25 protein-coding genes and 1 pseudogene are annotated in these 23,007 nt (G+C 68.2%); 11 read left to right on the forward strand and 15 right to left on the reverse strand.

The features are described 5' to 3' along the window. Window positions 1–118 precede the first annotated feature (118 nt). From ACIRA5_RS47430 to ACIRA5_RS47485, 12 genes are all read right to left on the reverse strand, one after another. On the reverse strand, window positions 119–877 hold the full coding sequence (locus ACIRA5_RS47430; protein WP_403703003.1) for an SDR family NAD(P)-dependent oxidoreductase: 759 nt from the start codon (window positions 875–877) through the stop codon (window positions 119–121). A gap of 127 nt (window positions 878–1,004) precedes the next feature. Beyond that, window positions 1,005–1,586 (reverse strand): SRPBCC domain-containing protein, encoded by a 582-nt coding sequence (locus tag ACIRA5_RS47435; RefSeq protein WP_403703006.1) that lies wholly within the window; start codon window positions 1,584–1,586, stop codon window positions 1,005–1,007. Window positions 1,587–1,641: 55 nt separating this feature from the next. Beyond that, complete coding sequence (locus ACIRA5_RS47440) at window positions 1,642–2,085, reverse strand: nuclear transport factor 2 family protein (protein ID WP_403703009.1); 444 nt, start codon at window positions 2,083–2,085, stop codon at window positions 1,642–1,644. A 57-nt stretch (window positions 2,086–2,142) separates the two neighbouring features. After that, a complete protein-coding gene (locus ACIRA5_RS47445; RefSeq protein WP_403703012.1) occupies window positions 2,143–2,898 on the reverse strand; it encodes an SDR family NAD(P)-dependent oxidoreductase in 756 nt (251 codons plus the stop codon). An 83-nt stretch (window positions 2,899–2,981) separates the two neighbouring features. After that, window positions 2,982–3,884, reverse strand: coding sequence for a VOC family protein (locus ACIRA5_RS47450; RefSeq protein WP_403703015.1), 903 nt, complete (start codon window positions 3,882–3,884; stop codon window positions 2,982–2,984). 86 nt (window positions 3,885–3,970) lie between these two features. Then, the gene (locus ACIRA5_RS47455; RefSeq protein ID WP_403703018.1) at window positions 3,971–4,654 is read right to left on the reverse strand and encodes a class II aldolase/adducin family protein; all 684 of its coding nucleotides are present in this window, start codon (window positions 4,652–4,654) and stop codon (window positions 3,971–3,973) included. Beyond that, window positions 4,651–5,394, reverse strand: coding sequence for an SDR family NAD(P)-dependent oxidoreductase (locus ACIRA5_RS47460; RefSeq protein ID WP_403703021.1), 744 nt, complete (start codon window positions 5,392–5,394; stop codon window positions 4,651–4,653). The genes ACIRA5_RS47455 and ACIRA5_RS47460 overlap by 4 nt, the downstream gene beginning before the upstream one ends. Further along, the gene (locus tag ACIRA5_RS47465) at window positions 5,391–5,804 is read right to left on the reverse strand and encodes a nuclear transport factor 2 family protein (protein ID WP_403703024.1); all 414 of its coding nucleotides are present in this window, start codon (window positions 5,802–5,804) and stop codon (window positions 5,391–5,393) included. The genes ACIRA5_RS47460 and ACIRA5_RS47465 overlap by 4 nt, the downstream gene beginning before the upstream one ends. 87 nt (window positions 5,805–5,891) lie before the next feature. Next, a complete protein-coding gene (locus tag ACIRA5_RS47470) occupies window positions 5,892–6,353 on the reverse strand; it encodes an SRPBCC family protein (RefSeq protein ID WP_403703027.1) in 462 nt (153 codons plus the stop codon). 81 nt (window positions 6,354–6,434) lie between these two features. Then, a complete protein-coding gene (locus ACIRA5_RS47475) occupies window positions 6,435–7,331 on the reverse strand; it encodes a VOC family protein (protein WP_403703030.1) in 897 nt (298 codons plus the stop codon). Continuing rightward, window positions 7,328–8,515 carry an NADH:flavin oxidoreductase gene (locus ACIRA5_RS47480; RefSeq protein WP_403703033.1) on the reverse strand — a complete coding sequence of 396 codons (1,188 nt, stop codon included), beginning with the start codon at window positions 8,513–8,515 and terminating at the stop codon, window positions 7,328–7,330. Before ACIRA5_RS47480 ends, ACIRA5_RS47475 begins: the two co-directional genes overlap by 4 nt. Beyond that, window positions 8,512–9,447 (reverse strand): fumarylacetoacetate hydrolase family protein, encoded by a 936-nt coding sequence (locus ACIRA5_RS47485; protein WP_403703036.1) that lies wholly within the window; start codon window positions 9,445–9,447, stop codon window positions 8,512–8,514. Before ACIRA5_RS47485 ends, ACIRA5_RS47480 begins: the two co-directional genes overlap by 4 nt. 271 nt (window positions 9,448–9,718) lie before the next feature. Here ACIRA5_RS47485 and ACIRA5_RS47490 point away from each other — a divergent pair, with 271 nt between their 5' ends. From ACIRA5_RS47490 to ACIRA5_RS47530, 9 genes are all read left to right on the forward strand, one after another. After that, on the forward strand, window positions 9,719–10,516 hold the full coding sequence (locus tag ACIRA5_RS47490) for a 2-keto-4-pentenoate hydratase (RefSeq protein WP_403703039.1): 798 nt from the start codon (window positions 9,719–9,721) through the stop codon (window positions 10,514–10,516). After that, window positions 10,513–11,418: an acetaldehyde dehydrogenase (acetylating) gene (locus ACIRA5_RS47495; RefSeq protein ID WP_403703042.1), complete on the forward strand. Its 906-nt coding sequence runs from the start codon at window positions 10,513–10,515 to the stop codon at window positions 11,416–11,418. The genes ACIRA5_RS47490 and ACIRA5_RS47495 overlap by 4 nt, the downstream gene beginning before the upstream one ends. Then, window positions 11,415–12,476, forward strand: a complete 1,062-nt coding sequence (gene dmpG, locus ACIRA5_RS47500) for a 4-hydroxy-2-oxovalerate aldolase (RefSeq protein WP_403703045.1) — start codon at window positions 11,415–11,417, stop codon at window positions 12,474–12,476. The genes ACIRA5_RS47495 and dmpG overlap by 4 nt, the downstream gene beginning before the upstream one ends. Further along, entirely contained in the window at window positions 12,473–13,252 is a 780-nt protein-coding gene (locus ACIRA5_RS47505; RefSeq protein ID WP_403703048.1) for a 2-keto-4-pentenoate hydratase, read from the forward strand. Before dmpG ends, ACIRA5_RS47505 begins: the two co-directional genes overlap by 4 nt. A 1-nt stretch (window position 13,253) precedes the next feature. Next, the gene (locus ACIRA5_RS47510; RefSeq protein ID WP_403703051.1) at window positions 13,254–13,475 is read left to right on the forward strand and encodes a 4-oxalocrotonate tautomerase family protein; all 222 of its coding nucleotides are present in this window, start codon (window positions 13,254–13,256) and stop codon (window positions 13,473–13,475) included. Beyond that, window positions 13,475–14,923, forward strand: a complete 1,449-nt coding sequence (locus tag ACIRA5_RS47515; RefSeq protein WP_403703054.1) for an aldehyde dehydrogenase — start codon at window positions 13,475–13,477, stop codon at window positions 14,921–14,923. Before ACIRA5_RS47510 ends, ACIRA5_RS47515 begins: the two co-directional genes overlap by 1 nt. A gap of 762 nt (window positions 14,924–15,685) precedes the next feature. After that, window positions 15,686–16,462 (forward strand): GntR family transcriptional regulator, encoded by a 777-nt coding sequence (locus tag ACIRA5_RS47520; RefSeq protein WP_403703057.1) that lies wholly within the window; start codon window positions 15,686–15,688, stop codon window positions 16,460–16,462. 7 nt (window positions 16,463–16,469) lie between these two features. Next, entirely contained in the window at window positions 16,470–16,658 is a 189-nt protein-coding gene (locus ACIRA5_RS47525; protein ID WP_403703060.1) for a hypothetical protein, read from the forward strand. Between the two features lie 210 nt (window positions 16,659–16,868). Beyond that, complete coding sequence (locus ACIRA5_RS47530) at window positions 16,869–17,186, forward strand: hypothetical protein (RefSeq protein WP_403703063.1); 318 nt, start codon at window positions 16,869–16,871, stop codon at window positions 17,184–17,186. Between the two features lie 577 nt (window positions 17,187–17,763). Here ACIRA5_RS47530 and ACIRA5_RS47535 read toward each other — a convergent pair. The 3 genes from ACIRA5_RS47535 to ACIRA5_RS47545 all read right to left on the reverse strand — a co-directional run bounded on the left by ACIRA5_RS47535 (window position 17,764) and on the right by ACIRA5_RS47545 (window position 21,216). After that, window positions 17,764–19,404 carry a transporter gene (locus tag ACIRA5_RS47535; protein ID WP_403703067.1) on the reverse strand — a complete coding sequence of 547 codons (1,641 nt, stop codon included), beginning with the start codon at window positions 19,402–19,404 and terminating at the stop codon, window positions 17,764–17,766. A gap of 4 nt (window positions 19,405–19,408) precedes the next feature. Then, complete coding sequence (locus ACIRA5_RS47540) at window positions 19,409–20,071, reverse strand: DUF485 domain-containing protein (RefSeq protein WP_403703070.1); 663 nt, start codon at window positions 20,069–20,071, stop codon at window positions 19,409–19,411. A gap of 1,004 nt (window positions 20,072–21,075) precedes the next feature. Beyond that, window positions 21,076–21,216 carry a hypothetical protein gene (locus tag ACIRA5_RS47545; protein ID WP_403703073.1) on the reverse strand — a complete coding sequence of 47 codons (141 nt, stop codon included), beginning with the start codon at window positions 21,214–21,216 and terminating at the stop codon, window positions 21,076–21,078. Between the two features lie 933 nt (window positions 21,217–22,149). Here ACIRA5_RS47545 and ACIRA5_RS47550 point away from each other — a divergent pair. Continuing rightward, window positions 22,150–22,508: pseudogene (locus tag ACIRA5_RS47550) on the forward strand (SDR family NAD(P)-dependent oxidoreductase). After that, window positions 22,505–22,714, forward strand: a complete 210-nt coding sequence (locus ACIRA5_RS47555) for an SDR family oxidoreductase (RefSeq protein ID WP_403703076.1) — start codon at window positions 22,505–22,507, stop codon at window positions 22,712–22,714. Before ACIRA5_RS47550 ends, ACIRA5_RS47555 begins: the two are co-directional and overlap by 4 nt. Window positions 22,715–23,007 lie beyond the last annotated feature (293 nt).

Raw genomic sequence — 23,007 nt, forward strand, 5'->3', positions numbered from 1 at the left:
CGGGCGGCCGGATGGTGGAAGAGGCCTGAGGTTCGGGGCGTGGCCCCAGGCGGGTGTGCCGCCGGTCTAAGCGGTGTGGAGTTGAGTCTCGGTTACGACCACTCCCCGCGGGATCGGCTCAGGCCCGGGCGAATCCGCCATCCACGACCAGCGTCTGGCCGGTCATGAAGGCGGCCTCGTCGGAGGTGAGGAAGGACACCGTGCCTGCCAGGTCGTCCGGCACGCCGGTGCGTTTGATCGCCTGACTGGTAACCATGGCACCGAACAGTCCCAGCTCCTGTTGCGGCCCGGAGAGGGTGCCCGGCGTGCGGATGAGACCAGGCGCGATCGCGTTGACGGTGATCCCGTGCTCACCGACCTCCGCGGCGAGCGTGCTGACGAAACCGTTCAGCCCGCTCTTGCTCACCGCGTAAGCGACCATGCCGGGCGGCCCGACATGGGAGGTCGCGGCGGCCATGACCGCTATGCGTCCCCAGCCGTGCCGCTCCATGCCAGGCAGGAACGCTTTGGTCAGATGGAACAGGGAGTCGAGGTTGACGTCCATGATGCGGCGCCAGGTCGCCCAGTCCGTCTGTGCGAAGGAGGCCATGGGGTAGATACCGGCGCTGTGGACGAGGATGTCGACGTGTCCGAAGCGGTCGGTGACGGCGGCGGCGAACTGCGCCACGCTGTCGGCGTCGGCCACGTCGCAGCGGGCGGAGAAGACCTCGCCGTCGGCCTCGCGGATCAGTTTCTCGGTCTCGTCGGCCGGGCCGAGGTCGGCCACGATGACGATATGGCCGTCGCGGGCGAGCCGGAGGGCAGAGCCCTGGCCGATGCCTGCGGCGCCGCCCGTGACTACGGCGACCCTCTTGGCTCCCTCTGGCTCGGATGCCATGCCGGCTCTCCTTCGAACGATGGTCTGTCGGGCGTGGGCAAGAAGAACGCTGCTGACGGACTCGTCGTGTGTGGGAGAGAGGGGGCCGCGTCCCGTGCTGGAGGCACCCCCTCTCGTGTCGATCAGGTCATGCCGCAGGCTTCTGGATGCCGAGCAGGTGCTCGTAGTACGCCCGCTTCTCGGCCTGGTCCTGCTCCAGGTACGCCAGGACCAGGGCGTAGATCTCGGGCTGCTGGATGGTGTAGTGCTCGTCGTTGCCGGCGAGCAACTGGCCCAGCTGGTCCATGTGCAGGTGCCAGGCGGCGGCCAGGAGGTGCTCGCGGAAGACGTCGTGCGGCAGGGTGTGGGTCAGGGTGAGCCTCGATCCGTCACCCTCTGCCTCGATGGCCCAGCGCATCTTGGTGCCCATGAGGTCCGGGGTGTGGCCCCAGGCCGGAACCTCCCAGGTGAGGGCCACGACCTGCTGCGGTACGTACTCGAGGACCTTGCCGTAGACCGTCGCGCCCATCTTCGGCGCGATCTGGAGGACGAACTCGCCGCCCTCGACCGGCTCCAGCTTGTCGACTGGACCGCCCAGCCACTTCTCGAGCAGCTCCGGCTCGGAGACGAAGCGCCACAGTTCCTCAAGCGGTGCGTCGAAGTGCCGGGAGAACTCGACCTCGTTCGCTTCGAGGGTGTGCCGGATGATGCCGTCCAGGTTCTGAGGCATGTTTCCCGTCTTTCGTTTCGTGATGGTGGTGTGCGGTTGGTTATGGCTGGTGGGGTCAGGCGTCTGCCGGCGTGGCCGAGGGCTGCGTCCACCACGGGTAGCGGTCGGCGTCCTCGTGGCCGAGGTCGGGGTCGAAGTAGACGTGCATCCGGGAGATCCGGCCGTCACGGAAGTCGAAGACGGCGCAGAAGTGGCCGGGGATGTCTTTGCGGCCGTCCCAGGTGCGGCCCGTGGCGGTCTCGCCCTCGGTGGTGCCCTCGACGACGACCCGGTCGCCCCGCTCGACGATCTGGAACTCGTCTACGTGGTGCTCCATCCGACGGAACATTGCGCGGCCCTTGCCCGCGGCGATCATCGCCTCCATGCCGGCGGCGACGCCGAACTTGGGGGTGTAGATCTGGACGTCCTCGGTGAACAGGTCGATGGGGCTGCCTTCGATCCTGTGGTCGGCTATGTCGTAGAAACGTTTGATGGTGGTGACATTCGCAGAGTCCGCCATTGGATCTGCCTTTCTCGAGGGTGGTTGTCGTGGTCCGTCGGAGGAGGGGGGGACCGGTCAGTGGGCCAGGTAGCCGCCGTCGACGTTGAGGACGGCGCCGGTGATCAGCGAGGCCTCGTCGCTGCACAGCCAGGCCGCCGCGGCGGCGACCTCCTCCGGCTGGCCGGCTCGGCCGATGACCTGCCGGGACAGGATGGCGGTCAGGGCTTCCTTTGGATTGCCGGCCGTCATCGGTGTGTCGATGTAGCCGGGGGCCACCGCGTTGACGCGGACGCCCTGGGCGGCGTACTCGACGGCCGCGGTCTTGGTCAGGCCCGCGACGCCGTGCTTGCTCGCCACATAGGCGGACTGGGTCGGCATGCCGGTCTGCGCCCAGATCGAGGCGGTGTTGACGATCGCGCCACCGCCCGCTTCGAGCATGCGCGGGATCTGGTATCGCATGCACAGGAATACACCGAGGAGGTTGACGTTCAGCACGCGGGTGAACTCCGCCTCCGACAGCTCGCCGGTGAGCGCCATGGCGTGCGTGCCGGCGTTGTTGTGGGAGAAGTGGAGGCCGCCGTAGGTCGTCACGAGCGTGTCCACGGCTTCCTGGACGGCGTCTCCGGATGCCACGTCGGTGTGCAGGAAGAGGGCCTTGCCGCCGGCGTCCTCGATGAGGGACACCGTCTCCTTGCCGCCCTCGTCGTTGACGTCGCACACGCCGACCGTGGCGCCCCCGGCGGCGAAGGCGAGCGCCGAGGCCCTCCCGATGCCCGATCCGGCACCGGTGACCATCGCGACCCGACCGGCGAACTGCTCGGATGTTGCCATTCTCGTCCTCATTTCGGCGCGGAAAGGTGTGCAGGGACCTGCCGAGAGCGACCGCCCATGCCGTTGTGGCAGGGCAGGTGTCGCTACGGCTTGGGTTCGAAGTTCTGCAGGAACTTGTCGGGCATCAGCGGGCACCAGACGGCAGGCGGGACGTCCCAGTCCTGGCCCTTCCAGTCCTCGGTGATCTGGTCGATGTCGGAGAAGTACTCGATCCAGCTGCCCCACGGGTCGCGCATGTAGTGGAAGAGGTTGGAACCGAGGGTGTGTCGGCCCAGGCCCCAGCCGGTGGTGTGTCCCTTGTCGGCCATGATCTGTGCGCCCATGGCCAACTGGTCGAGGTTGTCGACTTCCCAGCTGGAGTGGTGCAGGCCGGGGTGGCTTGACTGGATGAAGCCGAAGACGTGGTGGTCACCGGGGCCGGAGTTCATGAAGACGGCCTTGTCGGTGATGCGGTCGGACAGGCGCAGGCCGAGGGTGCGCTCGTAGAAGTCCTGGGAGGCGTTGACGTCGGAGGAGAAGATCAGCATGTGGCCGAGACGCCGCGGGCGGGGTGCGGTGTTCGCGGTGAGCCAGCGGGCCTGGTCGACGCGCTGGTAGTCGCCGGCCGGGTTCTGTTTGAAGGGTTCGGTGGGGCGGGGTGCGGCGAGGTCCTGTTCGCGTACGTTGACGGCGTTGCCGTCGGGGTCACGGAACCACAGGCCGCCCTGGGGGGCGCCGGCCGGTGCGTCCTGGAGGGCGATGCCGAGTGATTCGAGGTGGCGCTGCAACTCGGGCAGCGAGCCCTGCGGTGTCGCGAAGGCGACGTGGTGCAGGCGCTTTTCGCGTCCCTCGACGAGGAGGGTCTGGTCCTGGTCGCGGCCGTCGCAGCGCACGATCAGGCTGTCGTCGCGCTCGTCGACGGTCAGGCCGAAGTCGGTGTAGAAGTCCTTGCCCTGGGCAAGGTCGGGCAGTTGGAGGCCGTAGTGCAGCAGGCCGCTGACACGCATGGTGCTTTCCTTCGTCGGTAGGTCCTCCTCGGGATGGGGGAGGACGGTTGCGTCACTCGTAGGTCACGGTGGCGTGGGGGCACGGCTCAGACTCCGTCGGTTCTTCGCAGGTGTGCCCAGAGCCGGTCGAGCAGGGGCGGGGCGGCAGCTCGCCAGCCGGCTATCTCCTCTGAAGTGAGGGTCCGAATGGTCCCGGCACCGCGGGCGGCGAGGTACAGCCGGCACGTGGTGTCGAGGAGGCGCATCCGGGCCACGGCATGGCCGGGTGAACTGCCGGTGGTGACCGCGCCGTTGCCCCGCAGCACCAGCGCGTCGGCGTCGCCGAGCGTGTGGGCCGCTGGTTCGGCGATGTCGGCCGAACGCATCAGACGGGCGTCGTCGTGGACCGGAACCGTCTCACCGAGCATGGCGCCCTGCCCATGGAGGGGCGGGATGCTGCGAGAGGTGACGGCACCGGCCGCGAAGGCGGACTCCGGGATGGCGCGGGCCACGGAGCGGACGTCGGGCCGTACCCGGTAGATCGCCAGATGGATCCAGGCCTCACCGGGTGTTCTCGCCGGCAGGGAGGCCGAGTCGAGGGGGACCTCGACGAGTGTGTCCTTCGACGCTTGGGCGAGGTCGATCGCGGGTGTGATCAGCATCCGGTCGCCCTGTCGGACCGACACGTGCCCGAACGGGCCCACGAGGCCGAGGGCTGCGAGGGTGCGCCCTGCCGCGACGACTTCGGTCGCATCGCTCGCCGACGCCCGGTCCGCCGATTGCACTGTCATGATCGCACCAGCCCGCCGTCGGCCGTGAGTGTCTGAGCGGTGATAAAGGCCGCGTCGTCGGAGACGAGGAACGTGAGCGCTCCGGTGAGGTCCTCGGGAACCTCGGTCCGCTTGATGGCCTGCATGTCGGCCACTGCCTGGAAGGCTGTGTCCGGTCCGGCCTCGGTTGTCGCGGTGCGCACCAGGCCGGGTGCGAGCGCGTTCACAGTGACGCCGTCACCGGCCACCTCGGTGGCCAGTGCGCGAGTGAAGCCGATGGCCGCCATCTTGCTGGCCACGTAGTGCGTGACCCCGGGGACGACGAGGGCGACCGAGTTCGATGTGACGTTGACGATGCGTCCCCAGCCGCCGGCCCGCATGCCGGGCAGGAACGCCTGGCAGGTGTGGAACAGGGCGTCGGTGTTGAGGGAGAACACCCTGCGCCAGTCCTCGAAGGTGAGGCTGTCGAATGCCTGGTGGGGGTAGACGCCCGCGTTGTTGACGAGGATCTGTGCCGTCCCCAGGCGCTCCGTCACCTCGTCGCGTGCTGCCCCGACGGCTGTGGGATCGGTGAGGTCGCAGGTCAGGGCGATCGCCTTGCCTCCGGCCTCCTCGATTCCGTGCACCACATCGGCCGCATCGGCCAGGTCGAGTATGGCGACCGCCGCACCCTCGTCGGCGAGTCGCCGGGCGAACGCCTGGCCGATCCCGCCGGCTGCGCCGGTGACGACGGCGGTGCGGCCGGCGAGGCGACCGCTCATCCGGCCACCTCGGAGGCCGTGGCGGGAGCCGCTGCGGCCTCGGTGCCGAGGGCCGCGAACAGCGGCGCGGCGTCGATGAGGATCCTCAGGGAGCTGACAAGACCCGCTGCGTCGCGGTCGATGAGCGTTACGCAGGGGACCACTACCTCGGTGCCACCGTGGGTGACGTAGTGCACGCGAGCCTCAAGGACCAGGCTGCCGCCGTCCACCGTCCAGCGGTTGCACCACTCGTGCCGCATCCCGCCGATCGCCTGGCGCAGGTTGTCCAGCACCTCGCGAATCGCGGTGTGCCCGATCGCGGGCGGGTTGTTGCCGAAGACCAGCTCCGCGTCGGGGGCGAACCGGTCGAGGACGCGGTCCGTCAGCTGGGCGTCGATGTCGGCGTAGAAAGAGTCAATCCAGTCGGACATGTCAGACACCTTTGTCGCTTTCGTCCGTAATTTTAATGGTTTGGACGGCCTCGCTGGAAGACGTGATCCATCAGGTCCCGGAGGGCGTCAGGCGGCGTTGTCGACGGCGATGCGGCGCATCGCGTCGAGGGTCCCCTCAAGGGCGGCGATGTACATGCCGGTCATGTTCTTGGCGTAGTCCTCCTCGCCTTGGGAGTTGCCCGGGGTGCCGGCGATGACGAGTGCGAAGCTGAAGCGCAACTGCATGTCGTCACCGTCGCCCTCGATCTCGTTGGCTATGGTGCCGAGGATCGGGCCGGACAGGCGGGTGAACACCACGCGGTGGGGTGCTTCGAGGGTGATCCGCTCGCGGTAGGGATCGCCCTGGATGCGGATGGCACGGTCGAAACTGCTGTCACCATGGCGCTCGACGACCTCGCACTCGCTCATCGCGGGCACGAACGGAAGGGCGTTGTTGGCCTTCATGACCAGCCCTTCCCAGACGGCTTCGCGGTCGAGCCGGGGTTGCCCCGGCTCATTGACGGGGACCACGTGGGTTACGAAGAGCATCGGTTCTCCTTCGGCCGGCGCCACTGCCGGCCTCGTTCTGGCTGTATGCGGTACCGATTCGTATGCGGTACCGGCTGGCTGCTACTTCGCGGGGGAGTCGAGCCGCGGCAGCTGGCGCTGGCGGGTGGTGGGTGCCACCGGGCCGCGCCACATGTCGATGGACGAGGGCTGGCCGAGGTCGAAGACGCGCGGGGTCCAGGCCGCCTCGTCCGTGATGAGGTCGCCGCCGGTCGCGTACTCGTAGGTGAGGTTCTCCGGACCCAGGAAGTACAGGAACACCGAGCCGGAGGTGGGGTGGCGGCCGGGGCCCTGGACGATCTCCACACCCTGGTCGACCAGATAGTGCCAGTTGCGGAAGATGTCGTCGATGGATCCGACCTGGAAGTTGATGTGGCAGAGGGCGGCCTCCTCGCCGCGGAAGACGGCGAGCTTGTGGTGGACCTCGTCGATGCGCATCAGGCAGGCGCCGTCGCCGACCCAGTCCGACACCCGGACGTTGAAGGTCCCGTTCCAGAAGCGGTACGCCTCGTGGACGTCCGGGGCGTCCAGGCACAGGTGTCCAAACTCGGTGATCCCCGACCCGCGGCCGAGCCGCACCGGATCGGCGGAGCGGAACTGGGCGGCGGCCAGCTCGACACGGTTGCCGAACGGGTCGTCGAAGCCGAAGTACTCCGACACCCCGCGGGAACGCGCCCCGGCCTTGTCGCCGCGGTCCACCCGGATGCCCTGCTTCTCCAGCTCGGTCTCCGCCTCGGCCAGGGCCTCGGGGCCCGCGACCGTGAAGCCGGAGGCGATCACCCCCGAGGGACCCTCGACAAAGGTGAGGCAGTGGCCTCGCTGGTCGGCACGCAGATGCGCCACACCGGGCTCGTCGGAGTCGACCACTTCGAGTCCGACGATCTCACTGGCGAACCGTACGGCGCCTTCGAGGTCCTCCACGCCCGAGCGGACGTAGGCGATGTCGGTCAGGGTGATCACTGGTCGTTCCCTTCGTCGTATCCGAGGTAGCCCTGTTCCTTGGCGTGTTCGGGCCATTCCTCACACAGCGAACCGGTCAGCTGGGTCCGCAGACACAGGGCGGTGGCGCAGGCGCAGCTGCGGACGGTGTCGGTGGCACCGGCCTGCATCTTGCGCGGCCAGTCCGGGTCGGTGAACAGCGACCGGGCGAGGCCCACGGCCTGGTGCGAGTCGAGGACACTCACCGCCAGCTCGGGGTCGGCGAGGCCGCCGTTGGCGATCACGGGGATCGTCACCGCCTGCTGCAGCGCCGCCGTGTCCTTGAGGGCGTAGCCGGGCTTGCCGAGCATGCCCGCGTTCTGCGGCATGCGCATGGTCTCGAACGTGGTCGGGATGCCGAACAGGAAGGCCGCGCCGGCCTCTTCCAGCTGCACGGCCAGCCGTACGCCGTCGTCGAGGCTCCAGCCGCCCTCCACCCGCTCGTCGCTGAGCAGATGCACGCCGACGACGAAGTCCGGGCCGGTCGCCGCGACGACGCGCCGCACCACTTCCAGGGTGAGCCGGGTGCGGCCCTCGAAGTCGCCGCCCCACTCGTCGGTGCGCTGGTTGGTGCGCGGGGAGAGGAACCCGGAGAGGAGGAAGCCCTGGGCGGCGTGGATGCCGACGCCGTCGAATCCGGCGCGTTCGCACAGCTGCGCTGCGCGCACGAACTCCTCGATGACCTCCTCGATCTCCTCCGGGGTGATCTCCTGCGGGGTGACGACCCGGCCGGGGAGCAGTTCGAAGGGGGTCGCGGAGGGCGCGAGCCGGGGCCGGGCCTCGTACTCCTCCCAGGGGCCCGCGTACCGACCGGAGTGCACGATCTGGACGAACGACAGGGCGCCGTGCCGGCGGATCTCGGAGGCCAGCCGGGTCAGCCCCGGCAGCTGCTCCTCGTCGCTTACCAGCGTCTGCAGCGGCATCTGCCGTCCCGAGAGGCTGATCGCGAAGTTCTCCGTGACGACGACACCGACACCGCCCTGGGCACGCCGGGCGTAGTGCTGGATCTCCCTCTCGGTCACGGTGCCGTCGGGGTTGGCGTAGCCGACCGACATGGGAGCCTGCACGATCCGGTTGCGGGCACTGCGACTGCCATAGCTGACCGGCGTGAACAGCGGGGCCAGGTCCGCCGGAGCGGCGGTGCCGGCGCTCGTGCTGGAGGTCATGCCTGCTCCCGTGTGTTCAGCGCCGCCTGCAGGGTGTTCGCGGCTTCCCGCACGTCATTGGCGAGTACGCCCAGCGTTTCGATCTCGACGCGCAGCCGGTCACCGGCCTGTAGGGCGATGCCCTTGGCTGCGCCGACGCCGGCCGGGGTGCCGGTGGCGAGGACATCGCCGGGTTCCAGGGTCATGAGCTTGCTGGCGGCGGAGATGAGCTGCGCCACGCTGAAGATCATGTCCTTCGTGTTTCCGTCCTGCTCCAGCGTGGCGTTGCGCCACTGCCGGACGGAAAGGGTCTGCGGGTCGGGCACGAACCAGGACGGCGTCACGCCGGGGCCGATCGGGCTGAAGGTGTCGCGCCCCTTGGCGGCGAGCCAGTCGTAGGCGAACGGCGGTGCGAGGGGGTTCTGCCGGGCGTGCAGACCGCGGGCGGAGATGTCGTTGACGATCGTGTAGCCGGCGATCGCGTCGAGTGCTTGCTCCACCGGAACGTTGTGGACGCGTCGTCCGATCACCACGCCGAGTTCGGCCTCCCAGTCGACCCTGGCGCTCGGGTCGTCCGGGATCTCGATCCCGTCGTCCGGTCCGACGATCGACGTCGTCGGCAGCAGGAAGAAGTACGGCTCCATGCCCTCCGGCACGTCCCCGACACCCATTTCCCGCAGGTGATCGTGGTAGTTGGCGCCGGCGAAGACCAGCTTGCCCGGCGCGGGCAGGGGCGCCAGCAGCCGCACCCCGTCGACGGGCTCACCCTCGACGGGCTCCCAGTTGCGCAGGACCGGCTCCAGCTCCGCCCAGTCCCGCAGTGCCGCACCCGCGTCGGGGTAGCGTGACAGCGACGGGTGACGTCGGATGCGCCCCTCGGCGTCAGCGACTGCGGCGAATGATGCGGCTCCCGGATCCTCCGGGCGGCAGGTCACCAGGCTCCATACGGACATTCGAACTCCCGAGCTCGATAATTGGCCGTCCTACTACTGCCAGAAGCGGCGGCAGCGCCTTGGTAGGCGGCTCGTTGGGTCCACAGTGCATACAGTTTCGGCCCCAGTCAATAGGTCGACCAAGGGTTGACTTCGATCCGCGAAAGTGCACACAGTTTGCCTGTGGCGTCTGCCTGGACGAGGCAGGGCGCGCACTCGAGCGATCCGATCGGAGATCACCAATGACGGACTTGATCGCACACCCGGCGGAGTGGGACGAGGGGGTGCCGTCATGACCGCCGTGACCTTGGCCGAGGCGGCGGAGACCCTGCTCACCGCCTATGAGACCCGGGTGCCTGTCGAACCGCTGGTGGACAAGTACCAGGGCCTCACCCTGGCCGACGCGTATGAGATCCAGCTGCTGCAGATCCGCCGCAGGGTGGCGGCCGGCGCCCGGATCAAGGGCCACAAGGTCGGCCTGTCCTCGCCTGCCATGCAGCGGCAGATGGGTGTGAACCAGCCCGACTATGGCCACCTGCTCGACGACATGTTCTGGTTGGAGAACGCGCCCGTACCGGCGTCGCGGTTCCTGCAGCCGCGCGTGGAGCCGGAGATCGCGTTCGTCCTCAAACGGCCGCTGGTCGGCCCGGGCGTCACGGTGGCCGAGGCTGCCGCGGCGGTGGACTTCGTCCTGCCCGCCCTGGAACTCATCGACTCGCGCATCCGTGACTGGCGGATCGGCATCATCGACACCATCGCCGACAATGCCTCCTCCGGCGGAGTCGTGCTGGGCAGCACCCCGGCCCGGCTGGAGGACGTGGACCTCCGGCTCGGGGGATGCACCCTGCACCGCAACGGCGAACTCGCGGGCACCGGTGCGAGCGGCGCGGTGCTCGGCTCGCCGCTGACCTCGCTGGTCTGGCTCGCCAACACCGTCGGCACCCGCGGCGTGGTCCTGGAGGCAGGGCATGTGGTGTTGCCCGGTTCCATCACCGCGTCCGTGCCGGTCGCTGCCGGGGACACGGTCACCGCGGCCTACGCCGGGCTCGGCAGTGTCACAGCACGTTTCACCGAGGAGGAGAGTTCATGAGCAAGGCGATTGCGGCCATCGTCGGCCCCGGCAACATCGGCACCGACCTGCTCGCCAAGCTGCTGCACAGCGAGTCGGTCGACGTGCGCTACATGGTCGGCGTGGATCCGGCCTCGGACGGTCTGGCCCGGGCGGCCAAGCTCGGCCTGGAGACGTCCGCGGAAGGAGTCGACTGGCTGCTGTCCCAGGACGAGCTGCCGGAGATCGTCTTCGAGGCGACGTCAGCCAAGGCGCACATCGCCAACGCGAAGCGGTACGCCGAGGCGGGCATCCAGGCCATCGACCTGACCCCGGCGGCCATCGGCCCGTTGGTGTGCCCGCCGGTGAACCTGAGGGAGCACCTGGACGCCCCCAACATCAACATGATCACCTGCGGTGGACAGGCCACCATCCCGATCGTGCACGCGGTCTCCCGGGTGGTGCCGGTGCCGTACGCGGAGATCGTCGCGTCGATCGCCTCCCGCTCGGCCGGGCCCGGAACGCGCGCGAACATCGACGAGTTCACCGAGACCACCTCGCAGGCGATCGAGCAGGTCGGCGGCGCCGGCAAGGGCAAGGCCGTCATCATCATGAACCCAGTCGAACCCCCGATGATCATGCGGGACACGGTGTTCTGCGCGATCCCGGAGGACGCCGACCGGGACGCGATCACCGAGTCGGTCGTCCGGATGGTCGGCGAGGTGGCCGAATACGTGCCCGGCTACACGCTGCGTGCCGACCCGCAGTTCGACGACCCGCGCCCCGAGTGGAAGGACCAGGCCCGGGTGGCTGTCTTCCTTGAGGTGCGCGGCCGGGGCGACTACCTGCCGCCCTGGGCAGGAAACCTGGACATTATGACGGCCGCGGCCGCTCGCGTCGGCGAGCTGCTGGCGGGCGCGAAGACGACGGCGGTGACCGCATGATCCCTGAGACGACCCCCGAGACCGCCCAGCTGCGCAAGCTGCGGATCACCGACTCGACCCTGAGGGACGGGTCGCACGCTATGCGGCACCAGTTCACCGAGGAGCAGGTGCGTGGCGTCGTACACGCCCTAGACAAGGCCGGTGTCGAGGTCATCGAGGTGGCCCACGGCGACGGCCTGGGCGGCTCCAGCTTCAACTACGGCTTCTCCAAGGTTGATGAGATCCAGCTGATCGGGGCCGCCGTCGACGAGGCGACCCGCGCGAAGATCGCCGTCCTGATGCTGCCCGGCGTCGGCACGGTCACCGAATTGAAGCGTGCCCATGCGGTCGGCGCGAGCGTGGCCCGTATCGCCACCCACTGCACCGAGGCCGACACCTCTGTCCAGCACTTCGCCGCCGCGCGGGAGTTGGGCATGGAGACGGTCGGCTTCCTGATGCTCTCGCACCGCATCGAGCCGGACGAACTCGCCAAGCAGGCCCGCATCATGGTCGACGCGGGCGCCCAGTGCGTGTACGTCGTGGACTCGGCGGGTGCCCTGGTGCTCACCGACGCGCAGGCCCGTGTCCAGGCCCTGGTCAACGAGATCGGACACCAGGCGCAGGTCGGCTTCCATGGCCACCAGAACCTCTCCCTCGGTGTCGCCAACTCTGTTCTGGCCTACCAAGGCGGAGCCCAGCAGATCGACGGAGCCCTCTGCGCGCTCGGTGCCGGCGCCGGGAACTCGCCGACCGAGGTGCTGGCCGCGACCTTCGAGCGCATGGGCATCCCCACCGGCGTCGACGTCGGCCTGGCCCTGGCCGCCGCGCAGGACGTGGTCAAGCCGTTCATCCCCCGGCTGCCGTGGATGGACCGCTCCTCGATCGTGCAGGGCTACGCGGGCGTGTACTCCAGCTTCCTCCTGCACGCCGAACGGGCCTCGGAACGCTATGGCGTCCCCGCCCACGAGATCCTCGAGAAGGTCGGCGAGGCCGGCTACGTCGGCGGCCAGGAAGACATGATCATCGACATCGCGCTGCGGCTTGCCGAGGAGCGCGAGAAGGCGGAGGCCGCGCGATGAGCTGGGATCTCGACACCGCCGCCACGGCTCTCTTGGCGGCGGAGGACACCCGTACCGGCCGTGGTCCGATCACCGACGAATGGCCTGACCTCGACCTGGACACCGCCTACGCCGTGCAGGACGAGACCTTGCAGCGCAGGCTCAACCGGGGCGAGCACATCGTGGGCATCAAGCTCGGCCTGACCTCGCGGGCCAAGCAGCAGCGCATGGGCATCGACGTACCGCTCACCGCCTGGCTGACCGACGCGATGCTGCTGCCCGCAGGCGAGCCGGTCCCGCAGGACCGGCTGATCCACCCGCGCGCCGAACCGGAGATTGTCTTCGTGATGAAGGACCGGCTGGCCGGTCCCGGCATCACCGCCGCCACCGCGCTGGCCGCGGTCGGATCGGTGCACGGCGGCATCGAGGTGATCGACAGCCGCTACCTCGACTTCCGGTTCAAACTGCCCGACACCGTCGCCGACAACGCCTCCTCCGGCCGCTTCGTCACCGGGCCCGTCGGCGTGCCGCCGGAGAAGCTGGACCTGGCGATGGAGGCCTGCCTGGTCGAGGTCGACGGCCAGGTCGCCGACAGCGCCACCGGCGCGGCCGTCCAGGGACATCCGGCCGAGGCGCTGGCCCTCGCCGCCAACGAACTCGGCCGCCGGGGGCTGGCGATCGAGCCCGGCTGGCTCGTGCTCACGGGCGGCATGACCGACGCCGTCTTCGTGCCGCCCGGCACCACCGTCGCCGTCCACTTCACCCACCTCGGTTCACTCCACCTCACGGGAGGCTGACATGCCGCTCATTGAAGTCACGCTGGTCAACGGCCGCACGCCGCAGGAACTCCGTTCGCTGATCCACGAACTGACCGAGGGGGTCATCAAGGCGCTGGGCGTGCCGCAGCAGAGTGTGCGCGTCGCCCTACGCGAACTGCCCAAGACGCACTGGGCGGCCGGTGACGTCACCATCGCCGAACGCGAGGCGGCGGCAGCCGAAGCCGGGGGAGGCGGCAACTGATGGAGTTCTACGGCCATGTGATCGACGGCAAGGAAGTGCCCTCCCTCTCGGGCGCCACCTTCACCTCGATCGACCCCTACACCCGCCGTCCCTGGGCGGAGATCGCCCTCGGCGACGGCGCCGACGCGGACCGCGCGGTGACTGCCGCCCGCCACGCCTTCGACTCGGGGCCCTGGCCGCGGATGGGCGCGGCCGAACGCGGCCGCATCCTGCACCGCTTCGCCGACCTGATCGAATCCCACGCCGACGAACTCGGCATGGCGGACACCCGGGACATGGGCAAGCCGATCACCCAGTCCCGTGGCAACGACGTCCCGCGCACGGCATCCAACTTCCGCTTCTTCGCCGACCACGCACGGCTGTCCACGTCCGAGGCCTACCCGATGGACACCGGCCACCACGCCTACACGCGCTTCGACGCGGCCGGCGTCGTGACGGCGATCGCCCCGTGGAACTTCCCCATGATGCTGGAGAGTTGGAAGGTCGCCCCCGCCCTCGCTTGGGGCAACACCGTTGTCCTCAAACCCGCTGAGGACACCCCTGTCTCGGCCACCCTGATGGCCCGCCTCGCCCTCGAAGCGGGCATGCCCCCGGGCGTCTTCAACGTCGTCCACGGATACGGCCCCGACTCGGCGGGCCAGGCCCTCACCGAGAACCCCGCGGTGGACCGCATCACCTTCACCGGCGAGTCCGGCACTGGCCGCATCATCGCCGCCGCCGGCGCCCGCAACCTCACCCCGGTCAGCCTCGAACTCGGCGGCAAGGGCGCCAACATCGTCTTCGCCGACGCAGACCTGGCGGGCGCCGTCGACTGGTCCATCCGCGCGATCTTCACCAACTCCGGGCAGGTGTGCCTGGCCGGCTCCCGGCTCTACGTCCAACGGGCGATCTACGACGAGTTCCTCACCCGCTTCACCGCCGCCGCGGACGCCATGGTCATCGGCGACCCCAGAGACGAGAAGACCCAGATCGGCCCCCTCGCCTCCGCGGAGCACCACACCAAGGTCGCCGGCTACGTCGACACCATCACCGAACATGGCGGCACCCTGCACACCGGCGGCCTAGGCGACGGCTGGACCATCCGCCCCACCGTCGTCACCGGCATGGACCAAAAGGCCCGGCACGCCCGCGAGGAGATCTTCGGCCCCGTCGTCGTGGTGATCCCCTTCGACACCGAGGCCGAAGCGGTCGAACTGGCCAACGACTCCAGGTACGGCCTCAACGCGATGCTGTTCACCGAGAACCTGCACCGCGCACACCGTGTCTCGGCAGCGCTGAACGCGGGCACGATCTGGGTCAACTGCTTCTTCATCCGGGACCTGCGGGCCCCCTTCGGCGGATCCGGCGACTCCGGCATCGGCCGCGAAGGAGGCAACTTCAGCCGCGAGTTCTTCACCGAGCCCAAGGCAGTGGTGATGCAGATCGACGCGGACCCCGACGGCCGCTGAGCAATGGCGGCCCGCCACGCTCGACGTGTGGTGGGCCGCCTTCGGCGTGACGCCTTGTCTCGGACGCAGTCCGCTTATCGATCACGGGGATGGCCTTGTCGAACAGGGTTCCCACATCGGGTGCTCGCGCGAGGGCCGATGCATGACAGCAGGGCCTCTTGGCAGTTCGGGGGATGCGAACCAAACCGAGTACCAGGAGGCCCTGTCGACGCAGCCTGTTGCGCTCGCGTGCGTGGAGTCCAGCTCGACTTGCGGTCGGGTGACTGTCTCGCGCACAGGTTTGGCAACGCGGCGGACGGGCCGGAGCGCACCCAGCGCCATGTCTCTGACATGACGGAGGCGGAGTGGCGGGTCGTCCGGCCGTCGCTGTCCGTTCCGGCCTGGTGGGAGGGACGGGGCGGGTGGCCGGAGGGCTATTGCCATGGCGTGATGCTGGACGCGGTCCGCCACGCGGTCGACAACGGCGTCAAGTGGGCCAACCTTCCTGCGGACGTCCCGCTATATCGGCGTTTGCATGCACTTCGCCCGCCGCCGACAGGGGACGGGCTGCTCGCCGAGTTCCACGGCGAGCACCGACGCCACCACCCCTTCCTGCTTCGCCCGGCGTGCCGTGGGAGCGGCTTCTCCTGTACTGCCCGGCCGGGGTCCGTCGTGTCCGGTCGGCTCCGGCCCTTGTGCCGACACTCTCCCGTAGGCCCGGCCTTCCGGGCGGTTCACACACCTGAAACTGAATGTGTATGCACATAGCTCATAATGGGTGTCATGCCACAGCCGACCATCCACATCCCGGGTATTGAGCCGCTGAACCTGCCGGACTCCCGGCAGTCCGTGACTCCCCTTCATGCCTTCCTGCGGGAATGCATCCTCGATGGCCGACTGCCTCCGGGTACCACCCTCTCTCAGGTGGCGCTGGGCCAGCAGCTGGGCGTGAGCCGCACACCGGTCCGGGAGGCCCTGCGCATGCTGCAGGAAGAAGGGCTGGTCGAATCCGAGCCGAACCAGCGGATGCGCGTCGCCTGTGTCGACCCCGCCGAACTGGACGCGGACTACGCCCAGCGCATCCTGTTGGAGACACTGGCCCTGACCATGACCTTCGACCGGTTCGGAGCCCGGGAGAAGAGGGAGGCCAAAGCCCGGATCACCGCGATGCGGCGCGCCGCCCGGGCGAAGGACCTCGACGCGTGGTTCATCGTTCACGGCGAGTATCACGCTCTGCTCACTGCCGGCGCGAGTGAGTCACTGAGGCGTCAGCTCCGTGCGCTGTCCGAGCGCAGCGTGCGCTATATCCGGATCGTCCAGGGCTTCGACCCCGAGAGCTGGTCCGCCGCAGGTGACGTCGAGCATCCAGCGATCCTCGAAGCGGTCGTGGCTGGGGACCGCAGCGCAGCGGTTTCATGCCTTGCTCACCATCTGGAACGTACGGCGCTGAGGGTGTTGCAGGACCACGCGCCCGGCCATGTGCCGTTGGCCGTGCCGAAGGCGATGGCTCTGGTGCACGCCGGCCCGGTGCCCTGGCAGGTGGACGGCGAGGTGGCGTGACCGTGCCTTGCGGGCGTGCCTGCCGACGCCCTCCGTCACCGCCTGGGCCGCGGTCGAGGAGTGCGAACCTACCGGCCGCATCGAGGACGCAGCCCGCCGCCTCGGCCTGCGCTCCCCGGACAGCGCCGCGAACGTCATCGGCCATGCCTGGCGCACATGCACCGACGCCAACGGCCTGGAGGACAACGGTGCCTGACGACATCTTCGGTGACGCCCTCCCGAAAGGCCTGCGCCCCAGCGGGAAACTGGGTCTTCGAGATTGAGCGGTGCGGCGGCGCTGAGGGCCTGGCCTTCTGTCACTCCGCGTCAGGTTCTTGCTCGGGCGGTGCCCCTTGATGCAGAACGCACGTGGCCACAGCTGATCGTGTCTGTTCTCTACGCAGCTTGATCACCGGGAACGACGGGCTTGAACGACTCTACGTTGCTGCTGCTCGATCTCGACGGCCTGGCCGCGCTGCTCAGAACGGCGGATGACACCTGGCATGTGCGCACGCACCGCCGGCTCACCTCGGGCCCGCTGCCGCCCGGCGCCGTCGTCGCGGCCGACCGCGACAGCACCGCGATCCTCACGACCGGTGTCCACGCCCCTCCCCAACGGTACACGATCGACCCCGGCGGCGCCGTCGCCCCGATCTGCGCCCGCGTCGGCGGCGCGGACCTGACCCAGTCCCGGTGGTACAACTACGGGCCCCATGTGCCCTACCGCCGCGTGTGCGGCCGCTGAGAGTTGTCCGCGCGCCCGGGAGAACAGGAAGTGACACCGAGACGTAAGCGGTGTTCCTGCTGTGCGAGGGCTCGCCGTCGCCTACCGGTGGAAGCCCGGTCCAGGTAGCTGCCCTGTCGGGAGGCCAGGCAGCGGGTCGGTGGCGTCGGAGGGAAATCTCCGGCATCGGCCGCATTGGGCGCACCGCTTCGGCGAGCGTCTCCACGATGTCCGGCTGCCGTGCACGGAAGGGGATCGACCCCCGACTCCGCCTCCGCGGCCGGCGCCGGAGTCGATCGCCCGGCTCTTCCGCCTCCGTCACGCTGTCCTCGACCGTGACCGTGACCGGGCCGTTCCCGGACAGGGTCTCGGGCATCGTCTCCCGAGCGATCCCCGGCCAGGACACCACCTCCTCCTGCCCGGCCGGCCGTTGCACCGGCTTTTCGACCTGGATACGACGATCCGGCACACCACAGCGATCAGCGACGACCCGCCCCGAAGGGGCTCACCGGAGAAGAGCCACACCCTGTGACCTCGTGACACGATCTTGTTGAAGTGCCCTGGTCCGGCGTGACAGGCCTCGTAGCCCGGCGCCGCCTCAGGTGTCAGCCCTCAGTCCGGCCTCGTTTCCTGTGAGTGCCTGGTGTTCGATGTAGCGGAAGTCAGGCGCAGGGCTTGTCTCCGCCTTCTGGCTGCCGAGCCATCCCAGGAAGAATGCTGCCGGTATGGAAACCAGCCCTGGGCTCTGCAACGGGTACCAGTCGAAGTGGCCTTCCGGGAACAGCGAGAAGGGCTTCCCGGAGACGGTTGGAGAGAACACTGTGAGCATCACGCAAAGCAGTAGTCCTCCATAAACGGACCACAGCAGTCCCCTGCGATTGAACCTGACCCAGAAGAACGAGTAGATCAGTGGCGGAAAAATACATGACGCCGCAACACACAGAGAAAAAGAGGACAGGAACTCAAGCGGATACTTGTGCGTGACCGCCGACAGCAGGACGCCCGTGGCACCGACGACCACGGCAGCAATCCTCACGGAGCGCACTTCTGTTCCGGAGGTACGGCGCCGCTCGCCTCGCGCCTGCAGATCGTGCACCAAGGAGACTGCGGCGGCAAAGGTAATACTGGCCACGCTTGTAATCAGAGCCAGGAAGACGACGCACGCAATGGCGGTGATAAGTGCGACACCCGCCGCGGAACCGTTGGAGACCAATCCCGACGCCAGCGATATCAGGAATGACGGCCCGAAGAGGTCAGCCATACCGGTGTTCTTGCCGCCCACTACGGCCGCCGCTGCGAAACCGACTGCGATCAGGAGCAGAACGAACATGCCGAGCGGGACTGCGGCGACGGCCACGGAGCGCCGCGCCGAGCGCCCATTCCGTGACGCATTGATACGCAGAATCAGGTGCGGCATCATCGCCACGCCAAGAATCAGGACCGCATGGTTACTTATGGTGTTCAATGGCCCGAGCTTGAAATCCTGTGAGTACTTCCAGAACCCCGGGGTCAGGTATTTGTCCGGTACTGCGCTCTTTTCCACGGCGGTCAAGAGCAGACGTCCGGGGTCCCATCCGAAGCTGCTGAGGCTGAGCACCGCGATCACGACGAGTACCGCGATGGCGAAGAAGACCTTGACGATATGCATGAGGCTGGTGCCTCTCAGGCCACCGGCGGAAGCCACGCACGTGACGAAGCCGCCCATCAGCACCGTGCACACGATCTGGGAGTGCGTGCTGTCCAAACCGATCAAGAGTGCCGTGCTGACGCCGGCGGCGTGCAGTTGGACCATGAGAAGGGGAATCGTGATGGCCAGCGTCACCAGGTTCCCAGCGATGCATGGCCCCGACCCCGCCGCCCGCAACGAAAACAGGTCCCCCAGGCTGTAACGGCCACTGTTGCGAATCCTTTGCGCAAGGAACAGTAGGACTCCCAGGGCCAGCAAAATGTCGATGGCGACGGAGAACCCGTCATATCCGGACAGGGTGATATTTCCAGAAAACCCCAGAAGAGTGAGGACGGTAATACTTTCTCCCGCAATGGCGATGCCATTGAAGGACGGAGAGAGGGAACGCCCGGCGACGTAGAAGCTTTCCGGATTCTCTATTTCAGTCGCCGCGCTCATGAGAAGCCACAGGAGAACCACTGCGACGAAGCTCAGATAAGCGGTGATCACGGGTACTCTGGCGTTCGCGCCAAGTGAGTCGATTGCCCCCACGCTCAAGCTGTGCACAGTCATCGGTTCACCACCCGGACTCGTTGATGGATTTCGCAATGGGATCGCATGACCGAGTACTGCGGACTTCGTACCACCAAGCGCTGGCGACGAAGAGGAAGCATTGCAGGGCGCCCCACAGCAGGCCCAGGGTGAAAGGCCCGTACACGCGTACAGTGAGTATGTCCGTGAAGGACAGAGCGACTCCCAGGATAAAAGGAACCGCGTTTACCAGGATAAACGCGCATTCCACGCGAAGTATAGCCTCTCCCAGCGCCGAACTTCGCTGCAGCTCTTTTTCGCCATCCGGCAGGTAAGGGTGCGAGGGAGAATCCGCTGGGTTCCAGCCGAAATAAGAGGGCATTCGAAACCTTAGGTAATCCTGTGATGTAGTGGAGGTCCGCGCTTTACGCGAGGACGTGAACCGGGCAGGCGGACATCCGGCGCGAAGGTCGGGTTTCGCCGCGGGTGCCGCCAGAGACATCGGGGGTTGTGGGCGTGGCCACTGTCGTGGCCGTGGGGCGCCGAGCACCTGGTTCTTGCTCAGGACTGGGCACCGCCATTCGCGTGCCGGCGCGGTGCACTGCGCCACGCAGGGGGCTCGACGCGTCGGACCGCGGCTGGTCCGCTCAGGACGTGCCCGGTGGCCGGGGCGACGTCTGCGTGGATGTGCATGTGTGCTCCTGTGCATCCATGAGTGTGGGCGAGGCGGGCCTGCCCCAGGTCCCCGTCGGCCAGGTAAGTGAGTGTTCTTCACCTCGCCGGTCTCCGTCGTGGTTCCGGGAGACACATACGCGCACCCGTGTAGGGGCCGGTGATGGGGATGCTGCTGCGGCCGAGTGAGTTGGACTGGGCGTCCAGAACACCTGCCTGCGTCTGGGCGTCTCGGCCGTTTCGACGCAGCGTTGTGGAACTCCGCGGCTACCTGCGGACACTTCGTGATCTCGTGCGTGGCCGGTCATCGCGTCGGCGGCAGTACGGACTTGGGCGCCTCGACACGCTGAGCCCGCTGTTCACCACGCTGCGTTGCGCTCCGAGATTGCTCCAGCAGCTGATCGGTTGTCAAGAAAAGATTCGAATTCCATCTATCCGTACAGAGCACTGGCCGAGTCGGCCGGGATCGAGCATTGGGACCGGACTCGACAGGCGGGACTCCCCCACGTGCAGAGAAGGCTGACCGAGACCTCGATGCGCCGGGTCTGGCGGCGCGGCGCCGTCTGAGCGTGCCAGGGGTGCACGAGCGCGGGGTCCGTCAGAAGGGCGGCCGAAGCAGAGTCCACTGGGCACGACTGGGCCGCGAGCCCGGCACGATCACGCTGTCCGCGGACCGGTCGCTGCAGTTCAGCGCCCCGCGCCACGGCGTCGACGACGGGGAGTATGCGGCGCACTGGTGGGAACCGACCGAGCGGCCGGAGACCGTCGTCCATCTCGACCTCGCCCAACCGCGGACTCGACACGGCCTCAGTCGGACCGGAGCCGCCGCCCGGATGCCGGATCGCGCCCGGACGCTACGAGTGGAGCTGGGCCTGGCGCGAGATTCACATGAGGGTCAACTCGGTCGACGACCAAGCCCGTCCACGGCGGGCCCGACAGCAATCGACAGATCAACGAAAGGCATCTCAACTGTGAAGCCGCACACCCGCGAATGGGTATGGGCGACCGGCTCGCCCTGCTGCCTCACGGGCCCATGCCCGACTACCGCACTTGACGCCTGGTCGACCGCAGCGTCGGCTCGACGAGGTCCACGAGCAGTTGCTGGAGAGCCCCGGCGAGCTGATGCGAGGCGGTGGTGAAGTCGGCGCGGAGGTCCTCCTCTGCGACGAGTGGACTGGGCATTGGTCCTGGACCGTGTGCTTGAGGCATGCGCCTTCCTCTCCATGGCCGTGGCCGAAGTCGGGTGCGTGAAGCTGGGCGCAACGCGCAGCCCGGGTGGTGACCGACACGACAACGAGCCTGACTCCGTGTGGAGTTGAGCAGGTGGTTCTGATGCGTCGAACGCGCACCGGCCGGGCTTGGAAGTGCTCTGGTGCCGACAGGTCCGGCCCGTCCGTCATGGGCTTCGGCCTACGAAAGTGCATGCACTCCCCTTGACCCCGCCAGAGCGAGAGTGCATACAGTTACCGCTCGACGGCGACACGCAGCAGATGAAGACGATCTGCGGGCCACCGCCCAGCGACTCCCCGCGAGCCCGCCCACGACTCCCGCTGCCCCACGCAGCAACCGCAGTCTTGCGACGGCTCCAGCGGATCGAATGAAAGGGAGACAGATGTCTGACTGGATCACTGGTTTCTACGCCGACGTCGACGCGATGAGACTCAAGCAGGTCGCGGGCCGCTTCGATCCCGACCTCGAGATGGGGTTTGACAACAGCCCTTCGGCGGTCGGGCACGCCGCCGTCCGCGGGCTGCTCACCGGCTTCCGGTCCTCCGTCAGGGGGCTGCGCCACGAGGGGCTGAACCAGTGCAGCCCGTTTGCCGCCACCACGGTCCGGGAGACGCGAGTCCACTACCTCACACACGGGCACCGAGGTGGTACTGCCCTGCGTCACGGTGGTCGAGCACCCCCTGGACCGCTGATCACCTCGCTGCGGATCTTCCAGGACCCGGCACCCTTGTTCGCGGCGGGCCGAGGTCGGGGCGACTCCGTGACGAGCCGACTTGCGGACCGAAGAAGATCGTCACCGGCGGCGCCGTCGCGGTGCTGGACTGCGTCGTCGCGTCCGAGACAGTTCAGGAAGCGGAGAGCCTTGGACGCCGCGCGATCTGCGTCGTGGCCGACCTGGCCGACCCGGGCGCAGTGCAGGAGGCCCGACAGGAGGTGGCAACGCGGCTCGGGGACACGGACATCCTGGTCAACAACGCCGGCATCCGCCGCATCAGCCCTTCGACGACATGGCCTTCGACGACTGGCGCAAGGCCTTCACTATCAGCATCGACGGCGTCTTTCACGCCTGCAAGGCGTTCGTTCCCGGCATGCGAACTCGGGACTGGAGCCGGATCGTGAATGTCACGTCGAACTCCGTGGGGCTGGTCGCGACCGGCGTCAGCCACTACGTCGCCGGCACAATGGCGGTGATCGGCTTCACCCGCGCGCCGGTGACCGAGGTCGCCGCCGGCGGGACACAGTGAATGCGATCGCCCCCGGCCTGGTACGCACCGCGACGACCGAGGCGTTCGAGGCCGAGCCCTTCGAGGCCGCTGCCCACATGCAGGCCATCCAGCGCGTGCAACAGCCTGAGGACCTAGTTGGACTGCTGTGGTTCCTGGTCAGCGACGACGCGTGCTTCATCACCGCCCAGACCGTCACCGCGGACGGCGGCCTGGTGCGGTCCTAAACATGTCGGGTGAAGTCCGCAGCGGTTCGGCGGCACCCTGACGGGGCGCGGGGCTGTGCCGAGGTGCGGCTCCGCAACGTGGTCGCGACCAGCGACGACGGCGCCGCAGACAACCGACAACACATCACGGCATTTCCAGCGGTGCGCTCAGCGCCCGCGCGCCCCTACGCATCGACCGCCATTCCCGCACTCCGCACCGAGGCCCGCCAGCGGCGGGACGACTGTCCGCACGTCCGCGTCGGCGCCCTCGCCAGTTGCGAAGTCAATCATCAGCACACCTTCGTACGCCAAAG

This window comes from Streptomyces sp. NPDC096311 (assembly GCF_044763085.1).
Taxonomy (GTDB): Bacteria; Actinomycetota; Actinomycetes; order Streptomycetales; family Streptomycetaceae; genus Streptomyces.